Here is a 19,193-nt window from a genome sequence, read left to right as displayed (position 1 = left end):
TAACAAAGAATTAAAAAGAGGCTGCGGGTTGCAGACTGACTTTGATGTCAGCCGGTGCCGCGTAATAAGGCGCGGAAGTAATAAAAAGGCGAATGCCGCAGTCGAGGTAATTTTTGAGTGTCGTCAGATTAATTCCGCCGGTCAGAGCCAGCGTGCAGTGGGGAGCCATCGACGGCGCTATTTGCGCAATTTCAGTTGCCTGCTGCTGACTAAATTTGTCGAGCTGAAGTACGTCTGGTTGCGCGCGTAACGCGGCGATAGCCTCTTCAGACGTGTCGGCTTCAACAACAATTTTCTTCTCGGGGGCGTGGCGACGTAACTGGGCGATTGCGCCCGACCAGTCCTGATTGTCAGCAAGAAAATGACGGTGGTTGGCGAACAATAATATAGTTTCCGCACATCCGGCACGGTGAATCAGCCCGCCAGCGGCAATGACAGCTTGTGTTGCCAGCAACCGGGTTCCAGGGATAGCTTTTCGGGTGCAGGCGATATTGCCGTCAGGATAACGTTCACGAAGCAACGCCAGCATTTGCGCGAGATAATCTGAGACGCCGCAACTCCACTCCAGTACGTTCTGGACCGCTTTCCATCCCTGATGAAGTGCAGCAGCGTCGCCGTGGGCATGGATCAGCCGCTGACCTGCATCCGCTTGTGAACCGTCGCTGACCGCGTCATCAATGGTTAACCCCAGCGTGGTTAACATCTTACACGCGACAGAAACGCCGCTGACGCAGCCGCCCTGGCGGTGAAAAAACGCAATATAGCCAGGCTGGTGTCCAATATTTAATGCCCGCGTGGTCAGGTCACCGCCCTGGATATCTTCCAGAAGTAACGCATCGATTTGTGCCTGAGAAATGAAGATCATCGCAGTGCCTCCGGCGGCACGCTATCCCACCAGATGAGCGCCCAGTCGCGGCTGGCAGGGGCGAGGGCACGAGCATCTTGTTGTTGATACCAGCGATATAACCGTTCACGCTCATCGTCGTTAAGCGCGCCAAGACTCCAGCTGACGTTCTGCTCAAAACGTTCCCAGGTGCTGTTATCCTGTTGGCAATTTTGTCCACGGATAAAATCGACGTGAGCATAAATTCCCATTTGATACAGGACGTTGAGCGCAAAGATATAGTTGGGTAATTCGATCACTTCCCGACCTGCCGCCCGCTGAATGGCCGGGGAGACGAACGAGGTGCTGACCAGATGGGTGGTGTAGACGCGCAGCCGTGCCTGATTATTCAGTTTGCTCATTGCCTGGCGCATATCAGCCACCAGTGTGGATCGGGAAGCCACGGCAATATCGCAGCGTGGCAGGTCACTCCAGTCCTCTTCCCAGGCGCGCTGGATCCAGTGGACATTGTCTGCCTTCAGCGCGGCGGCGCGGCGGGCGGCAACGTTCAGCATCCCCTGACTGTAATCAACGCCATAAATCGTAGTGAGTTTGTCAGCCAGCGCCAGCGATACGGTGCCTGGTCCGCAGCCCATATCGAATAAGGTCTGCGCGCCTTGCAGGTCAATTTTAGCGATCAGTTGTTGCAGGTAGCTGTCCGTTGGCGAGGCACAATTTTCAGCCATTTTCTCCGCCCGTTGATCCCAGTGATCGGGCGTTTTTTCTGTGCGGTGAGCCAGTTTGAGTTGCTGCAGATAAAGGTCTGCAAAATCAATATCATCAATGAGCATGATTGTTCCTTAGCGGCTAATTGCAGAGAGGTGATGATGAATTTGGTCGGCAGAAACCCGATACAGGGCCGCCAGTTTGTTCGTTGTTAACTGTTCGGTCGGTAAGCCTTGTGTTACTCGTCCATCTGGCTCTACCTGGATAATGCTGTCGGCAATGGCGTTGGCATGGAGCGGATGGTGAGTCGACATTAACATTGTCATGCCGTTATTTTTTAGCTGCGCCAGCGTGTCCAGAAGTTGGATCTGATGACCGAAATCGAGGCTGGAGGCGGGCTCATCCAGTAACAACAAGCGCGGTTGTTGGACGAGTGCACGGGCGATTAAAGCCAGCTGGCGTTCACCACCGCTAAGGGTATTCCAGCGTCTTGTCGCCAGATGCAAAATACCCAGCTTTTCCAGTTGTTCCGTTGCTTTCAGGCGTTCTTGCTTACCGGGAACGGAAAAAGCGCCCATGGTGGGGGCCAGGCCCATCAACACCATATCCAGCACACTGAAAGCAAAAATACCGTCGTGCGCCTGCGGTACCCAGGCAATTGCTTGCGCGCGCTGGCGATGGCTAAGTGTCTGAACAGGGATGCTATCCAGTAAGATCTCGCCCTTTAATAACGGAATAACGCCAAGAATGGAGCGCATGAGTGTGGTTTTGCCGCAACCATTGGCGCCAAGCAGACAACAAATTGTTCCTTGCGACAGGGCGAAGGAAACGTCACTTAGCACCGGATGGCGGGAGTAACCCAGAGACGCATGACGGACGGCAAGCAAAGTCACTGGCGACCTCCGCGTAACAACAAAAGCAGGAAAAACGGTGCGCCAACAAAAGCGGTCAGAATGCCGAGCGGGATTTCTGTTGTCCCAATGCTGCGCGCCAGCGTATCGGTAAGCAGGAGCAGAATCGCGCCAGTACACATTGCCATGGGCAACTGTTGCTGATGGTTATGACCGGTCAACAAGCGGGCAATGTGCGGAACGACCAGACCAACCCAACCAATAATGCCCGCTATTGCTACCGTGCTGGCGGTGATTAGTGTGGCGCAGACAATCAATCCTAATCGCAGACGCGCAACATTCAGCCCCAGCGAACAGGCTTCGTCATCAGAAAGCGTGAGTAAATTCATGCGCCAGCGGAGGAATAGCAGAGGAACGGTGCCAGCCAGAATGAGCGGTGCCGCGTAGTAAAGGTCGCGTAAGGTTACCGTAGACAGGCCACCGAGTAGCCAGAAGGTAATCGAGGGCAACTGGGTATAGGGATCGGCCAGCGTTTTAATTAGCGATATCCCCGCTCCACACAGCGTTCCTAACGCAATGCCGACCAGCACCAGCGTGAGCACCGGATCGTGACGAGTCACCCGACATGTAATCAGCCAGACGCCTGCGACCACCAGCAGACCGCCGCAAAATGCATAGAGTTGGATGTAAGCTATCGATAATCCCCACAGGATTGCAGCGCAGGCACCAAGTCCGGCACCGGCGGAGACGCCTAAAATATCCGGTGAAACTAAGGGATTACGAAACATCCCCTGATAGGTGGTTCCGGCGCCTGCCAGCGCAGCGCCCAGTAACAACGCCGCCAGAATGCGCGGCACGCGGATTTGCCAGAAGACAATTTGTTCCTGCACAGGAACATCTTCTTGACGAAGAATTAGCGCCAGCAGTTGCTGCATATCGAGATGATAAGCCCCATTTACGGCGGCAAAAGTGATACTGATAGCTGCCAGCAGCAGAATACATCCGTTCGCGGTTCTCATTAGCTCGCCACCATTTTTTGATAGCCGGCGTCACTTAATGGGCAATGCCAGAACAGTTGAGCGTAACGTTGCATATCGTTTTTAAACTGGCTGTTGACTGCGGGATCCAGCCAGGCGTGGAGTCTGCGCAATCCCAGAAGACGGTTGATTCCCGGCGGGGCATCCAGCCAGCCGAAAGGCAAGCCACTCAAAAACAGGATGCGATGTTCCGCAACGGCTTTTACGCCCTGCCAGAGAGGATCGTTACGGATAAAGTTTGCAGTCACAGCATCCTGAACCAGAATAATATCCGGCTGCCAGCGCAGTAGATTTTCCATGGAAACCTGTGCCAGGCCATGGCGATCGGCTATTTGCGCGACGTTGTGCAAACCTAATAATTCCGCCGCCTCGGTATGCAACGAACCCTGTAAGCCCGTTTCCAGCCCTCGGGGACCGCGCGCAGCATAAAAGCGGAGGTTAGCGGCGGGTGAGGTGGCGAATGCCTGAGCTTCACCAACGAAGCGGCTGGCGAGATTGGCTTGTTCTGCGGTGCGGTGCTCTTCGCCTAATGTTTTGCCCAGCGTTGTTAACTGTTCTGCCGATTGCTCCAGTTTTCCGTTAAGCAATAACCAGGGGATTTGTGTCTGTTCGCTAACCTGCCGTGCCTGGGAGAGCCAGGTTTCATCCGTATTGCCGCAATCAACGACCAAATCGGGCTGCAATGCCATAAGCCCTTCCATTGAAAGCGAACTGGCGCGTCCGGCGAGTCGTCCAAGTTTAGGTAAATGACGTATTGCCGGAGTTAATGGAATTGCCGCCTCGCGAGCAAAGTCAAAAGAAGAAAAACCGACCAGTTTTTCTGGCGCGACAGCCAGCAAAAGCAGATCGGCAGGCGCACCGGCACTGACAATACGCGTAATTTTTTTGGCTTCAGGAAGCGTCAATGAGGCCCAGAATTTAACTGATTGTGCAAAGGACGGCAGATGATGCAGGAACAAGGTAGACGCAAGAGCCTGCGTAAACATCCGTCTGGTTAGTGACATAAGTAATATCCTGACAATTAAAACCGCTATATATTTACATATATATCGGTAAAGATCATGTTTGATGTCAAGATTTGTCTAAAGAAACAGAATGATCTGCTTATTTGCTAAACAACGCTTTGTTCAACAAGAAAATTGTCAGGGAGAATGCGTGAGTGGCGGAAAAATATAAATAGAAGAGTAATGATTAATAAATTGATAATGTAAAATTAATATCTTCTCTGATATAAGAAAATTAAGACATAGATCGTATAATAATCGATGTTTGGTTTTTCGTGGAAAAAAAGAGCAATGCCAATTTTATGCGCGCAATGGCATTGCCCGATATACAGTAAAGTTAAGACGTAGGTTCCGCCTCTTTTTGTTTAACCGGCTGTGTGGTTGATTTACCGGTCGGACGCGTTGCCGGAACGTTGTCACACGGCTGTTCTTTCGGGCAGATCAAATCGAGCATTTTCAGCGTGACGCCATTGGTCCAGCCAAAGCCATCCTGCAACGGGTATTCGCCACCGCCGCCACCTGTTCCGGTGGTACTGACATCATATTTCTCGACCAGCTTCTTCTCCCGGTCATAAGTGTGCTGAACATTGGTCAGGAAGTGCCAGCTAATGTCCATCGCCACCTCGTTCTGCCCGTAGTTTTGCAACCCTTCTGTCGCGACCCATTGCAGGGGAGCCCAGCCATTTGGCGCATCCCATTGCTGTCCACTTTTAACCGATGTGGTGTTCAGTCCGCCTGGTTGCAACAGATGTGTTTTAGTGGCAGCAGCCATTTTGGTCGCGCGATCTTTTGCCGCTGCATTGACATAAAGCGGGAACAGGGCGGCGGCAGTTAACTGATTGCGTACTTTATCGCTCTTCAGATCGTAGTCGGCATACCAGCCATGTTGATCGTTCCACAGGTATTTTTCGATCCCTTTCTGACGGGCATCGGCGAGCGTTTCATATTGGCTGGCCATCGCGTTATCCCCGGCGACTTTACTGGCGCGGGAGAGAATTTTCTCCATCTTATACATCAGACTATTGAGATCGACCGGTACGATGCTGGTGGTGCGTAACGTATTTAACTGCTGCGGGTTGTCCATCCAGCGTGAACTGAAATCCCAGCCAGACGCGGCGGCAGAACGCAGATCGCGGTAAATTTCAGTGGCAGGGCGGTTCGGATTACTTTTGGCGGTGGCAATATCTTCTACCCACGACTCCGGGCGTGGCGTATCGTGGTCATCCCAATAGCGGTTAAGAATAGTGCCATCCTTGAGTTTAACAACGCGTTTTTCCTGTTGCCCGGCCTGCAGGTTTTCAATACCGTCCATCCAGTACGCGTACTCTTTTTGCAGTTGCGGCAGATATTGTTTCAACGCGTCGTCACCTTCATGTTGCGCGAGTAACTCTACCATCAAGGCAAAAAAGGGCGGCTGCGATCGGCTCAAATAATAGCTGCGGTTACCGTTTGGAATATGCCCATAAGTATCTATTTCATGACCAAAGTTTGCCACCATGTCAGCCACTTTATCCCAGTGACCGCTTTCGGCAAGCCCCAGCATGGTAAAGTAACTGTCCCAGTAATACACTTCGCGAAAACGACCTCCCGGCACGACATAGGGTTTCGGCAACGGCAACAGAGAATCCCATTGTTCGGTACTTTCGGTAGAACGGGTTAACACCGGCCAAAGTCCGTCAATGTGTTCGCGCAGTGACTGCCCCTTTGGAGGCACATATTTTTCTCCCTCTTTCGGCAGAGTGAAATTGACGTTAACGAAATGGCGCAGATCGAACCCGCTCTGATTCTGCTGCATCCGGTAGTCTGCGAGGATCATTAATGGATCGCTGTTAGGAATGGCATCGGCAAAAGTTTTTTGATCAGGAAAAAGTTTGGCGTTTTGCACATCGTTAAACAGAGGGCCTAACAAAATATCAGGCGATTGTGGCGTCACCGGTGTTTCTTCTGCCTGTGCAGATAGCGCGGTGGCACACAATAATACGGCAGCAGGTATTAACGCCACTTTCTGCGAGCGACGAGGGACAAGTGGTTTCATCAATCATTCTCCTTTGGCGATACCGAACAAAACGGTATTCAAGTATCAGAAAACCTTAGTTCAGGATCGCCGTAAGAGCATGATTGAAATCTTTTTCTGCGAACTGACAGACAAATCTAATTTAACTCTGATGCCTGAAGCATTGTGCTTTTACATCCAGCGTTAGCGTCTCTTCAGGTTGAATCGAATACAGCTTCTCTCCCTGCTGACAAATCCAGCCAATACCCAGTTCACGGGCAATTAGAGCGCTGTGGGATACCGGACTTCCGGCACTAAGGCAGATGCCCTTAACGACTGTCGGATCCAGTTGAAGTACCGTGGAGGGATAAATGTTCTCCGCCAGTAAAATGGTCGGCGCGCTAAACTGAGGGAGTTCTTCTTTTGTCTGTGTCAGGTGGAGCAGGGTGCGATGCAGAAGATCGTCCACATCAATATAGCGAGCCTGCAAATATTCATCATCAATCTGCTGGTATTGCTGGCTAAGTTCTTTAAGAACCTGCTGCCAGGCATACTCCGCCGTGCAATGTTCATGCTGAAGGAGTTCGCTTGCCGCTACCCGCAGTTCAGGATCGTCTAATAGTGTATGGTGGCCGGAAAAAATTGCTGCGATATCGTCGAGCCCGCTTGCTTCTGCCTTTGCCGTTAACGTCATCAGATCTAACAACGTGAAGTCAATTGCCTGGCGTAACCGTTCCTGTTCTTCTTCCACGCTCAGTGATGATTTCGCCTGTACTGTGCATAAAACAGGTTGATAATAAAAGGCTTTGCCTGTGACAGGCGGAACTGGACGCAGAGTTGGCGGTGCTATCTCTTCCATTTCACCAAAGTTATCTTCAGCCAACTGGCGAAAAGCGGCTAACGCCTCTTCAGCCTCTGGCCCTTTTGCAATCAGGCGCAGCGTATCGTTACAGCGGACTTGTAACAGCGCAATCTGGTTAATACTCTCCGGTGTTACGCACTTACCGTTTTTCTCCAACAACATGTCTGCATTAAATGTCGATAAGGTATAGACCAGTCGGGAGGCTGGACGGACGTGGAGTCCGTTACGGTTTTTAATCACCACTGCCAGAGAACAGGCTTCTTCATCGTGCGAGGGGCATATGTCGGAGATTTCAGTAGCGGATGATGGTAAACCCAGTTGTTCTCGTTTGGCTTCCAGCGCATGCATGGCGTCATGGATGACTTTGTCGATATCCGCTCCCGAGGCTGCGCTGACGGCGGCTGCTAACGTTCCTTCGACCAACGGTGCAGCGCACAAACGTACTCTCGCGGCGATCTCTGGCGCCAGCAATTCCAGTGCGGTTTCTGCACTCAATAACGCACTACCCATATCCATCATGACCAACACATGGTCGGCATCGGCAACGGATTCGATGGCTTCCATCACTTTGACGGCATCTGTACCGATGGGATTCTGCGGATCGTCAATTCCTGCGGCAATGGCGATTTTACAACTATCGCCCATTAACATCTGGCGAGCTAATTCACCGACACCTTCTCCCAGTCGGGCGCTATGTGAAACTATGACCAGGTTTACCATCACCAATTCCTTACTCTTTTGCGGCTAACGCCAACATTTGCATCATAAACATCACGGAGGTTGCACCAGGATCCTGGTGACCAATACTGCGTTCACCGAGATAACTGGCGCGGCCTTTGCGGGCTTGCATCGTAATCGTGCTTTGTGCGGCGGATTCCGCGACGCTACTGGCGGCTTCGAGCGCCGCCGGAACAGAAAGGTTTTGCTCACTGGACTGGCGTAACGACTCAACCACCGGCCCCCAGACATCGCACATGGTTTTATCGCCTGGTTCTGCTTTCCCCCGGCTGATTACGCCGTCTGCGCCATCACGGAACATCTGATAAAGCTCTATCAACGTCAGGCTTTGACGTGCCTGAGTGGCCTGTGCCGCACGGATAAAGAACGTACCGAACAGTGGGCCGCTGGCACCGCCGACGCTGGAAAGCAACGTCATGCCGGTATTCTTGAGAATGAAACCGATGTCTTTATCCGCGATGGCAGGGAGTTTTTCCACCACTTTGCTAAAGCCACGATTCATATTCAGCCCGTGGTCAGCGTCGCCGATTTCACGATCCAGCCCGGTAAGATAATCGCTCTCTTTGCTGAAAATTTCTCCACAGCGAGTGAGCCAGGTAACAATTTGAGTTCTGCTCAGTGACATGGTTATCTCCTTATTTACCCCAGTTAAGCGCCGGGGTGTGGACCGGGGCGTCCCATAACGCCAGCGTTTCGTCATCAACTTTCAGTAAGGTGATGGAAAAACCGGTCATGTCCAGTGAGGTGCAGTACGCGCCGATTAAATTGCGCTCGATAGTCAAGCCAGCTTGCTGGCAACGCGTGGTCAGGCGGTTATAGACGCCATACAGTTCAGAAAGCGGTGTCGCGCCAAGATTGTTGACCAGCGCAATCACTCGATCGCCAGACTGAAGCGGTTGTTTAGTTTGCGTCTCTTCCTGCCAGCTACCTTGTCGATAATCCCAGAAGCGCAGCGTGCGGTGGTATGTGCCATTTTCCAGCAGCGTGTCGAACATTTCATCGACAGTTTGATCAAGAGAGGAGAAGGGGCGGCGGTCAATACCCGGCTCACCATGAATGCCGACACCAAATTCCATTTCATTATCTGCCAGCGTAAAAGAAGGTTTGCCTGCAGCAGGGACGGTACAGGCACCGAGGGCGATACCAATAGAGTGGCCCTGATTGTTCAACTTACGCCCCAGTTGTGCACAAGCCTCCAGCGAGTCACCGCGTTCTGCCGCTGCGCCAACAATTTTTTCAATTAATACTGTATTGGCAACGCCGCGCCGCCCGGCGGTATAAAGACTGTCTTTTACTGCAACGTCGTCATCAATGACCACGGTGGTCACTTTTACGCCACTATCGTGCAGTAATTCGGTCGCTGTCTCGAAGTTAAGAATATCGCCGGTATAATTTTTGATAATCAGCAGTACACCTTCGCCACCATCGATTTGCATGGCACATTCAAAAATTTTATCGGGCGTCGGTGAGGTGAATATTTCGCCCGGACACGCCCCCGAGAGCATACCCTGGCCAATATAACCACAGTGCATGGGTTCGTGTCCGCTGCCGCCGCCTGACAATAACGCCACTTTCCCTGCAATTGGCGCATCGGCTCGGGTGACATACACCGGATCCTGATGCAGTGCCAGCGAAGGATACGCTTTCGCCAGTCCCGCCAGTTGTTCGTTCAGTACGTCTTGCACATCATTGATCAATTTTTTCATTATTTTGCTCCAGCAATTAGGGTAGGGCATGGATGATGTTCAACGACACGGCGACCACTGACTGCCGGTAAATCCATTGTGCATCAGGGAGGGGAAAAGAAAATTAACCCAAATTATGTTTCATAATGAAACATATGCTTTAATAAATGTTCCATAACGGAACAATGCCGAACCTGGATAAGTAAATTTGCGATGCGGAACACCTTTTTGTCATAAGGGCAGCAAATATGAATGACGGTTTTAACAACCAGCAACAGAGCGTATCTCCCTTGATAGCAGCATCCTGGGAGCGATGCCGCAAGCTGATGAAACGGGAGTCATGGAGCGTACCGCATCAGGCTCGGGGCGTGACATTTGCTTCTATCTATCGGCGTAAGGAAGCGATGCTGGCTCTCGGGCAAGCGGCACTGGAAGATGCCTGGGAATATATGGAATCGCGGGCGTGCGGACTGTTCATCCTTGATGAAACCGCCTGCATCCTTAGTCGTTATGGCGATCCACAAACGTTGCACCAGCTTAGTGTCCTGGGATTCAATGACGGCACGTATTGCGCAGAGGGAATTATTGGTACTTGTGCGCTATCGTTAGCGGCTATCTCCGGTCAGGCAGTGAAAACGATGGCCGATCAACATTTCAAGCAGGCGCTATGGGATTGGGCATTTTGTGCAACGCCACTGTTTGACAGCAAGGGCCGATTAACGGGAACGATAGCGCTGGCGTGTCCGGTTGAGCAAACCACCGCAGCCGATTTGCCGTTGACGCTGGCAATTGCGCGCGAGGTAGGAAATTTACTGCTGACAGACAGTTTACTGGCTGAAACAAACCGGCATTTAAATCAGCTTAACGCCTTGCTAGAAAGTATGGACGATGGCGTGATTAGCTGGGACGAGCAGGGTAATTTGCAATTTATCAATGCCCAGGCGGCGCGTGTTTTGTGTCTGGACGCGACGGCAAGTCAGGGAAGGGCGATCACTGAGCTATTAACGCTACCAACCGTATTGCAACAGGCAATAAAGCAAGCTCATCCCCTCAAACATGTGGAAGCGACTTTTGAAAGTCAGCACCAGTTTATTGATGCGGTCATTACCCTTAAACCGATAATTGAAACGCAAGGGACCAGCTTTATTCTGTTGCTCCATCCGGTAGAACAGATGCGGCAGTTGATGACCAGTCAATTAGGAAAAGTCAGCCATACCTTTGCTCATATGCCACAGGACGATCCGCAAACCCGCCGGTTGATCCATTTTGGCCGCCAGGCGGCGCGCAGCAGTTTCCCGGTGCTACTCTGTGGAGAAGAAGGCGTTGGCAAAGCACTGTTAAGCCAGGCCATTCACAATGAAAGCGAGCGTGCGGCGGGTCCCTATATCGCGGTTAATTGCGAGTTATATGGCGATGCGGCGCTGGCGGAAGAATTTATTGGTGGCGATCGAACGGAGAATGAAAATGGTCGTCTGAGTCGGTTGGAACTGGCACATGGCGGCACGTTGTTCCTTGAAAAGATTGAATATCTGGCGGCAGAGTTACAGTCTGCGTTGCTCCAGGTCATCAAACAAGGCGTCATCACAAGACTGGATGCGCGGCGTTTAATACCCATTGATGTCAAAGTGATTGCCACTACAACAGCGGACCTGGCGATGCTGGTGGAGCAAAATCGCTTTAGTCGCCAGCTTTATTACGCGCTTCATGCATTTGAAATTACCATCCCTCCTTTGCGGATGCGGCGCGACAGTATTCCGGCGCTGGTGAATAACAAATTACGCAGTCTTGAAAAACGCTTCTCTACGCGTCTGAAAATTGATGACGATGCGCTTACTCGCCTGGTTTCTTGCGCATGGCCCGGCAATGATTTTGAACTTTACAGCGTCATCGAGAATCTTGCGCTGAGTAGCGAAAACGGACGCATTCGTGTCAGTGATTTGCCGGAACACCTGTTTACTGAACAGGCGACAGATGATGCCAGCGCTACACGCCTTTCTACCAGTCTGTCATTCGCGGAAGTTGAAAAAGAAGCGATTATTAACGCGGCCCAGGTTACTGGCGGACGTATTCAGGAAATGTCAGTTTTACTCGGGATTGGTCGCACTACGCTGTGGCGAAAAATGAAGCAATACGGCATTGATGCGAGTCAGTTTAAGCGCCGTGGATAGCGGGAAAGTAGGCACTCTCCCGCGTATGACTTGCTAATTAATAGCGACCATGACTGCCATGATTTGGCCCACCATTTGAAGGTGGCATTGGCTTACCGGAAGCCGCAGGACCACGCGGGCCATCGTTGTGGCGGTGATGATGGTGAGGAACACAAGCACTTAACAGGCTCGCAAAGACAATTGCTAACAGACTGAAGGTAAATGTTTTTTTCATGACAAACTCTTGAACGGTTAATGCACTGTGATTGTTATCACATAAAAGCCGCATTGTTAATATTGCCAGGAGTCTGATTATGGGGTTCGGTAACTCAGAATTGAAAGAAGCAGCGTAGCAGGCGTAAAAAAGCCATTATGTGCGACTCACATAATGGCTCGTTATTAACCGCCAGGATGTTACGCGGAATTAGACGTTGAACAGGAAGTTCATCACATCGCCATCTTTAACGATGTAGTCTTTACCTTCTGCACGCATTTTGCCCGCTTCTTTCGCACCTTGTTCACCTTTGTAAGTGATGAAATCTTCAAACGAGATGGTTTGTGCGCGGATAAAGCCTTTTTCAAAATCGGTGTGGATTTTGCCAGCAGCCTGTGGTGCAGTTGCACCAACTGGAATGGTCCATGCGCGCACTTCTTTCACCCCAGCGGTGAAGTAAGTTTGCAGGTTCAGCAGTTTATAACCGGCACGGATCACACGGTTCAGGCCCGGTTCTTCCAGCCCCAGTTCCTGCATAAACTCGTCACGTTCTTCGTCGTCCAGTTCGGCAATGTCAGCTTCAACAGCAGCACAAACCGGAACCACAACAGAGCCTTCTTTCGCCGCGATTTCACGCACCTGGTCAAGATACGGGTTGTTTTCAAAACCGTCTTCGTTGACGTTGGCGATGTACATCGTTGGTTTCAGCGTCAGGAAGCTCAGGTAACGAATCGCCGCTTTCTCTTCAGCGCTTAAATCCAGCGCGCGCAGCATGCCTGCGTTTTCCAGCTGTGGCAGGCATTTTTCCAGTACCGCCAGCTCGGCTTTCGCGTCTTTATCGCCACCTTTGGCTTTCTTCTGTACGCGGTGAATCGCACGTTCGCAGGTGTCGAGATCCGCCAGCGCCAGTTCGGTGTTGATAACGTCAATATCGTCCGCCGGGTTAACTTTGCCGGAAACGTGAATGATATTGTCATTCTCAAAGCAGCGAACAACGTGGCCGATCGCTTCGGTTTCACGAATGTTGGTCAGGAACTGGTTACCCAGACCTTCACCTTTCGACGCGCCTTTTACCAGACCGGCGATATCGACAAATTCCATGGTCGTGGGAAGCGTACGCTGCGGTTTTACGATTTCAGCCAGTTGATCCAGGCGAGGGTCAGGCATTGGTACGACGCCCGTGTTCGGCTCGATGGTACAGAATGGAAAGTTGGCCGCTTCAATACCGGCTTTGGTCAGCGCGTTGAACAGGGTAGATTTCCCGACGTTGGGCAAACCGACGATACCGCATTTGAATCCCATGATTTAAATCACCTTAATATCTTAATAATCAACCTGTTATCACAAACAGATTGCAGAAATGGAAATAACTTTGCCTATTATACACGGCACTCGGCAAAAATGCCGCAGACAACGACTTATTGCGCTTTAAAGGCGTGCAATCGGTTCGTTGCTTTGGTCAAACCATCTGTAAACCACATTTCAGTACAACGCGCCGCTTCGTCGATGGCTTCATCAATTAACTTCTGTTCACTAACAGGTGGTTTGCCTAACACAAACCCGACAACTTTGTTTTTATCGCCCGGATGACCGATTCCGATGCGTAAACGGTGAAAGTTAGGGTTATTACCCAATTTACTGATGATGTCTTTCAGTCCATTGTGACCACCGTGGCCACCGCCCAATTTAAATTTGGCGACGCCCGGAGGCAGATCCAGTTCGTCGTGAGCGACCAGAATTTCGTCCGGATTAATGCGGAAAAAACTGGCCATCGCGGCGACGGCTTTGCCGCTGAGATTCATAAATGTAGTCGGGACTAACAGGCGGACATCTTCGCCTCCGAGGGTAACTCGCGAGGTATAACCAAAGAATTTAGCCTCTTCGCGCAGGGGAGCGCGTAAACGCTCCGCCAGTAAGTCAACGAACCAGGCGCCAGCATTATGTCGCGTTGCGGCGTATTCAGCGCCGGGGTTCGCCAGGCCGACAATCAATTTAATCGTCACGTTTTTTTGTCCTGAGTGAGTACATAACTGGCGCGTAGTTTACTGGTTGCGGCCCCGCTTGACAAAAAACAGCGTGTTAAACGCAGATAACATAATAATTGCCAGTATCGACTATTAGAAAGTCAAGGTGTTCAGACGGTTATTTGTAAAGTTTTGTTGAAATAAGGGTTGTAATTGTGATCACGCCCGCACATAAGCCACAGGGTGTTGTCTATACTTTACACATAAGGAAGAGGGGTATTCCCTGTTACAACCCAGAAAGTTCCGGAGGTGACACATGAAACGCAAAAACGCTTCGTTACTCGGTAACGTGCTTATGGGGTTGGGTCTGGTGGTGATGGTGGTCGGCGTGGGGTATTCAATCCTCAACCAATTACCACAGTTTGATATGCCCCAGTATTTCGCACACGGTGCAGTGCTGAGTATTTTCGTCGGTGCCATTCTCTGGCTGGCGGGAGCCCGTGTTGGCGGGCATGAACAGGTGTGCGACCGTTACTGGTGGGTTCGCCACTATGACAAACGTTGCCGCCGTAGCGATAATCGCCGTCATAGCTAACAACTAAAGTAGTTTGCTGACCAGTCAGTTTGCGCTGACTGGTCAATTTAATGCCTTTCTTACAGATCAGCCATCGCTGCGCTGCGATTCGGGAAGAACGCCAGACGTCCCGGAATCGGTTGAATACCGGATCGGGCCATTGTACGCAGAGGCTGGAATTCCACGTTACACACGCGCAGTTCACACCCTTCAGGCAGGCGCTTCACAAAACGCTGGAACGCATCAAGACCACCGGCATCAAGCACCGGAACGGCATCCCACTTCAGAATAACAATCCGTTTTCCTTCCAGACGTGATTCCAGGTCGGTGAACAGACCTTCAGCCGCCGCGAAAAACAGCGGGCCAATAACACGCAAGACCAGCACATCATCAGGAACGTCTACTGCCACCGGCGCCAGACGAGTCATACGGGCGATACGGCGCATAAACAGCAACGATGCCAGAACAATCCCCACGCTGATGGCAATAACCATATCAAACAGCACGGTCAGTGACATACACAGCAGCATGACGATGATGTCATCTTTCGGCGCATGACGCAGCAAGTCGACCACTTTGTGCGCTTCACTCATGTTCCACGCCACCATCAACAGCAGGGCTGCCATGGCGGAAAGCGGCAGCCAGGAGAGCAGTGGTGCCAGTACCAGCAGGGCGAGAATAACCAGAATAGAGTGGATCACCGCCGAGATAGGGGAAGTTGCCCCAGCACGGACGTTAGCGGCAGAACGTGCGATGGCAGCAGTAGCGGTAATACCACCAAAGAATGGAGCGATGATATTCCCCAGCCCCTGACCGACCAGTTCACTATTCGCCTTGTGCTTAGTCCCGGTCATACCATCCAGTACGACGGCGCAGAGCAGAGATTCGATTGCCCCGAGCATTGCCATTGAGAATGCCGCAGGCAGCAGAGTGCGAATAGAATCCCAGGTTAGTGTGAATTCTGAATTAGGCAGATCCCACGGCAGCACCAGTTGCGGCAGCAGTTGCGGAATACCGTTACCCTGAGAACCATCGGCCAGAACGTAGTGGAATTGCGACCCGATGGTAGCAACATGTCCGCCAAGCAGGTTAACAATCCCCATCACCGCGCAACCAGCCAGCAAGGCCGGAAGGTGACCAGGTAAACGAATACCCAAACGTGGCCAGAAAATCAGAATGCCAAGCGTCACGATACCAATAGCAGCATCACCCACATTAATGGTCGGCAGCGCCATAAATAATGCGCCGACTTTTTGTAGATAATGTTCCGGGACATGAGCCATTTGCAGACCGAGAAAATCTTTAATCTGCATGGTACCGATGGTGATCCCGATACCCGAGGTAAAACCTAAGGTGACGGAAACCGGAATATATTCAATCAGACGACCAAAGCGCGCCAGACCCATCAGGATCAAAAAGATCCCCGACAACAACGTCGCAACCAGCAGGCCTGCCAGTCCAAACTGTTGCGAAACGGGATAGAGAATTACTACAAATGCTGCAGTCGGACCGGAAACGCTAAAGCGCGACCCACCCGTCAGAGCTATGACAATCCCCGCAACGGCAGCGGTATATAAACCGTATTGAGGAGCCACACCACTGCCAATTGCCAACGCCATCGCCAGAGGAATAGCAATAATCCCAACGGTTATCCCGGCAATCAGGTCACGGGTAAACCGTGCGGCAGTGTATTTTTCTTTCCAGCAAGCGTCGATCAGAGCGCGGAAAGGCATCACATGTGAGGAAAATATTTTGTTCACAATAATGTTTCATCCGTGAGCGCATCATCTGTCAACTAAATGGCAGGTGAAGGAGGCATAGGTCATACAAATGGATATTACAGACAAAAAAACCCGCCGCAGCGGGTCTTTGAGCCGGGTTCGATTAATGTTCGAACATGGCAGAGATCGATTCTTCGTTGCTGATACGACGAATCGCTTCGGCCAGCATACCTGACAGGGTCAGAGTACGCACGTTCGGCAGTGATTTGATTTCATCGCTTAGCGGAATGGTATCGCAGACAACGACTTCATCAATTACAGAGTTACGCAGGTTGTTCGCCGCGTTGCCAGAGAAGATCGGGTGAGTCGCGTACGCAAATACACGCTTAGCACCACGTTCTTTCAGAGCTTCAGCAGCTTTACACAGCGTACCGCCAGTGTCGATCATATCATCGACCAGTACGCAGTCACGACCTGCAACGTCACCGATGATATGCATCACCTGGGAAACGTTCGCACGCGGACGACGTTTGTCGATGATTGCCATATCGGTATCGTTCAGCAGCTTAGCGATAGCGCGGGCACGCACAACGCCGCCGATGTCCGGGGAAACCACAATCGGGTTATCCAGATTCAGCTGCAGCATGTCTTCCAGCAGGATCGGGCTACCAAATACGTTATCAACCGGAACGTCGAAGAAACCCTGAATCTGTTCAGCATGCAGATCCACTGTCAGCACACGGTCAACACCGACGCTGGAGAGGAAGTCTGCAACCACTTTCGCAGTGATTGGTACACGAGCGGAACGGACGCGACGGTCCTGGCGCGCATAGCCAAAGTAGGGGATAACAGCGGTGATACGACCTGCGGAAGCACGACGCAGGGCATCAACCATCACGACTAATTCCATCAGGTTGTCGTTAGTAGGGGCACAAGTGGACTGGATGATGAAAATATCACCACCGCGTACATTTTCGTTAATTTGTACGCTGACTTCGCCGTCGCTAAAGCGACCTACAGCGGCGTCGCCGAGTGAAGTGTACAGGCGGTTGGCAATACGTTGTGCTAGTTCCGGGGTGGCGTTACCAGCAAAAAGCTTCATATCAGGCACGAGAAGAACCTCAGGCATGCGTCCATTGGTGGAAAGAATCTGCCGAAAACTGTGCGGGCCAGGCAATATTCTTTCCAGGCGGTGTATTAAAGAGCGCGATGCAACGTCTGGAACAAGGTGACGTTGTCACCGAAACTCAGCTTGCCCGGCTTAAAGCATGGCTCTGTGCAATGGGGAAAGATTGACACCTTTCGCCACAAAGCCATTGAGCCATTCCGGGGCTTGCTCTAGCACCTGGCGGGCTTCAGACTCTGTATCAAATTCAGCAAAGACACAGGCCCCTGTCCCAGTCAGGCGCGACGGGGCGTATTCTAACAGCCAGGAAAGCACCGCATCAACCTCGCGAAAACGTTTTCTTGCGATAACCTCGCAATCATTGCTGAATTCACATTTTAGCAACGTTTCTATTGACCTTTTTGGCGTGTTGCGCGGGAGTTCGGGATCTTTAAAAATCATTGGCGTAGGAATACTCACGCCAGGGTGCGCAACCAGATACCATTTCTCTGGTGGATTCACCGGCGTTAATATTTCGCCGACCCCTTCGGCAAAAGCAGCATGACCACGGACAAAAACCGGGACATCTGCGCCCAGCGTCAGCCCGATTTCTGCCAACTCATCAACACTCAGTCCGCATTGCCACAGATGATTTAAAGCTACCAGAACTGTTGCGGCATTGGATGAACCACCGCCCAGACCACCACCCATAGGCAAACGCTTGTCAATGCTGATATCTGCACCACTTCCTTTCGGAAGACGCCCACTGGCGGCGCCTGCTTTCATCAACAACCGTGCCGCGCGAACAATCAGATTATCTTCGTGTTCCACACCTTCAACTGGCGTTAATAGGCGGATTTCCCCATCGTTGCGAAGTCCAATGCTGATAGTGTCGCCGTAATCCAGAAACTGAAACAGCGTTTGCAGCGTGTGGTAGCCGTCCGCACGCTGACCGGTAATGTATAAAAACAGATTAAGCTTTGCCGGAGAAGGCCACTGAGTCCGCATTATTTCACTATCCAGTTATCCATTTTTAACTTGATGCGCTGACCGCCTTCGGTGAGTTCCATATTGGCAGGCATCGCAGGTTGCGTTTTAGTGTCATAACCGCCGTATACCACTTTCCATTTTTTACCGTTCTGACTATAGGTAATTTCGCTCAGGCGGTACTGGTCGTCCAGTTTGTAGTCGGTTGCATCACCTGGCAAACCTAAAATCCACTGGCGCAAACTGTTGAGCGGAATCGGCATTCCGGTCAATTTGCCAATCATCTCTTCGGCGTCATCGGCGGTGTAACGCTGGCCTTTATTGTCCACTAACTGCACATTACCCGGCTGGGCATTCAACTCCAGCTCAGTGCTGCCCAATGGGTTAGTCAGCAGCAGACGGTAGCGATCCTGGCCAGTTTGCTGCCAGAAGAAACGGGCATACACTTTTTGTTGGTCAGAAATATAGGCAAACGCACCGCGTGTCTGGTACTGATTCAGGTTGCGCACGTCTTGCTGATGCTGACGCCACTGTGGCGAATCCGGGCTTTTGCCCGGACCTTTCGGCGTCGTAACGGAACAGGCCGTGAGCACGAGAGCAGCCAGCGGTAGCAGGCGGATAAAGCGAAAATCGGGCAGGGGCATAATAATGACAAGTCCTTGAGATACGTTGCAGTTATAACCCTTAATGCTAGCGTTACCGTCAGCCATCGTCTATGTTCAAGTTGTCTTAATTGCCAGAATCTAACGGGTTTAGGCAATT

General features: G+C 51.5%; 18 protein-coding genes. 2 read left to right on the top strand and 16 right to left on the bottom strand.

The window, feature by feature from the left end; translation table 11 throughout:
- Positions 1–10: 10 nt before the first annotated feature.
- The 9 genes from modD to dhaK all read right to left on the bottom strand — a co-directional run bounded on the left by modD (position 11) and on the right by dhaK (position 9,740).
- The gene (modD, locus tag FEK42_RS05550) at positions 11–865 is read right to left on the bottom strand and encodes a ModD protein (RefSeq protein ID WP_135492345.1); all 855 of its coding nucleotides are present in this window, start codon (positions 863–865) and stop codon (positions 11–13) included.
- Positions 862–1,674 carry a class I SAM-dependent methyltransferase gene (locus FEK42_RS05545; protein WP_130205645.1) on the bottom strand — a complete coding sequence of 271 codons (813 nt, stop codon included), beginning with the start codon at positions 1,672–1,674 and terminating at the stop codon, positions 862–864. The genes modD and FEK42_RS05545 overlap by 4 nt, the downstream gene beginning before the upstream one ends.
- A 9-nt stretch (positions 1,675–1,683) precedes the next feature.
- Complete coding sequence (locus tag FEK42_RS05540; protein ID WP_130215977.1) at positions 1,684–2,442, bottom strand: ABC transporter ATP-binding protein; 759 nt, start codon at positions 2,440–2,442, stop codon at positions 1,684–1,686.
- The gene (locus FEK42_RS05535; protein WP_135492347.1) at positions 2,439–3,419 is read right to left on the bottom strand and encodes an iron ABC transporter permease; all 981 of its coding nucleotides are present in this window, start codon (positions 3,417–3,419) and stop codon (positions 2,439–2,441) included. Before FEK42_RS05535 ends, FEK42_RS05540 begins: the two co-directional genes overlap by 4 nt.
- Entirely contained in the window at positions 3,419–4,441 is a 1,023-nt protein-coding gene (locus tag FEK42_RS05530; protein WP_138211762.1) for an iron ABC transporter substrate-binding protein, read from the bottom strand. Before FEK42_RS05530 ends, FEK42_RS05535 begins: the two co-directional genes overlap by 1 nt.
- 337 nt (positions 4,442–4,778) lie before the next feature.
- A complete protein-coding gene (locus FEK42_RS05525; RefSeq protein ID WP_130205653.1) occupies positions 4,779–6,476 on the bottom strand; it encodes an alpha,alpha-trehalase in 1,698 nt (565 codons plus the stop codon).
- Positions 6,477–6,597: 121 nt separating this feature from the next.
- Positions 6,598–8,016 carry a dihydroxyacetone kinase phosphoryl donor subunit DhaM gene (dhaM, locus tag FEK42_RS05520; RefSeq protein WP_135492349.1) on the bottom strand — a complete coding sequence of 473 codons (1,419 nt, stop codon included), beginning with the start codon at positions 8,014–8,016 and terminating at the stop codon, positions 6,598–6,600.
- 10 nt (positions 8,017–8,026) lie between these two features.
- Positions 8,027–8,659 carry a dihydroxyacetone kinase subunit DhaL gene (dhaL, locus tag FEK42_RS05515; protein WP_130205657.1) on the bottom strand — a complete coding sequence of 211 codons (633 nt, stop codon included), beginning with the start codon at positions 8,657–8,659 and terminating at the stop codon, positions 8,027–8,029.
- 10 nt (positions 8,660–8,669) lie between these two features.
- Positions 8,670–9,740 carry a dihydroxyacetone kinase subunit DhaK gene (dhaK, locus tag FEK42_RS05510; protein WP_130215987.1) on the bottom strand — a complete coding sequence of 357 codons (1,071 nt, stop codon included), beginning with the start codon at positions 9,738–9,740 and terminating at the stop codon, positions 8,670–8,672.
- A 227-nt stretch (positions 9,741–9,967) separates the two neighbouring features.
- Here dhaK and dhaR point away from each other — a divergent pair, with 227 nt between their 5' ends.
- The gene (gene dhaR, locus FEK42_RS05505; RefSeq protein ID WP_130205661.1) at positions 9,968–11,887 is read left to right on the top strand and encodes a dihydroxyacetone kinase operon transcriptional regulator DhaR; all 1,920 of its coding nucleotides are present in this window, start codon (positions 9,968–9,970) and stop codon (positions 11,885–11,887) included.
- Between the two features lie 37 nt (positions 11,888–11,924).
- Here the strand turns inward: dhaR and FEK42_RS05500 are convergent, their stop codons facing one another.
- From FEK42_RS05500 to pth, 3 genes are all read right to left on the bottom strand, one after another.
- On the bottom strand, positions 11,925–12,101 hold the full coding sequence (locus FEK42_RS05500) for a hypothetical protein (RefSeq protein ID WP_165383448.1): 177 nt from the start codon (positions 12,099–12,101) through the stop codon (positions 11,925–11,927).
- A gap of 189 nt (positions 12,102–12,290) precedes the next feature.
- Positions 12,291–13,382 (bottom strand): redox-regulated ATPase YchF, encoded by a 1,092-nt coding sequence (gene ychF, locus FEK42_RS05495; RefSeq protein WP_135409858.1) that lies wholly within the window; start codon positions 13,380–13,382, stop codon positions 12,291–12,293.
- A 116-nt stretch (positions 13,383–13,498) separates the two neighbouring features.
- Positions 13,499–14,083, bottom strand: a complete 585-nt coding sequence (pth, locus tag FEK42_RS05490) for an aminoacyl-tRNA hydrolase (RefSeq protein WP_000152933.1) — start codon at positions 14,081–14,083, stop codon at positions 13,499–13,501.
- A gap of 277 nt (positions 14,084–14,360) precedes the next feature.
- On the opposite strand from pth, the gene ychH reads away from it, so the two are divergent.
- Positions 14,361–14,639 carry a stress-induced protein YchH gene (gene ychH, locus FEK42_RS05485; RefSeq protein WP_064528711.1) on the top strand — a complete coding sequence of 93 codons (279 nt, stop codon included), beginning with the start codon at positions 14,361–14,363 and terminating at the stop codon, positions 14,637–14,639.
- A gap of 59 nt (positions 14,640–14,698) precedes the next feature.
- Here the strand turns inward: ychH and dauA are convergent, their stop codons facing one another.
- The 4 genes from dauA to lolB form a co-directional block, all read right to left on the bottom strand.
- A complete protein-coding gene (dauA, locus tag FEK42_RS05480) occupies positions 14,699–16,378 on the bottom strand; it encodes a C4-dicarboxylic acid transporter DauA (protein ID WP_130205665.1) in 1,680 nt (559 codons plus the stop codon).
- Between the two features lie 124 nt (positions 16,379–16,502).
- Complete coding sequence (gene prs, locus FEK42_RS05475) at positions 16,503–17,450, bottom strand: ribose-phosphate diphosphokinase (RefSeq protein ID WP_001298109.1); 948 nt, start codon at positions 17,448–17,450, stop codon at positions 16,503–16,505.
- Positions 17,451–17,600: 150 nt separating this feature from the next.
- Complete coding sequence (gene ispE, locus FEK42_RS05470; protein ID WP_135492351.1) at positions 17,601–18,452, bottom strand: 4-(cytidine 5'-diphospho)-2-C-methyl-D-erythritol kinase; 852 nt, start codon at positions 18,450–18,452, stop codon at positions 17,601–17,603.
- The gene (gene lolB, locus FEK42_RS05465; protein WP_130205669.1) at positions 18,452–19,075 is read right to left on the bottom strand and encodes a lipoprotein insertase outer membrane protein LolB; all 624 of its coding nucleotides are present in this window, start codon (positions 19,073–19,075) and stop codon (positions 18,452–18,454) included. Before lolB ends, ispE begins: the two co-directional genes overlap by 1 nt.
- Between the last annotated feature and the right edge of the window lie 118 nt (positions 19,076–19,193).

The sequence above is a fragment of the Escherichia sp. E2748 genome, assembly GCF_005781125.1.
Classification (GTDB): Bacteria; Pseudomonadota; Gammaproteobacteria; order Enterobacterales; family Enterobacteriaceae; genus Escherichia.
This window is presented reverse-complemented; position numbering and strand designations above follow the sequence as displayed.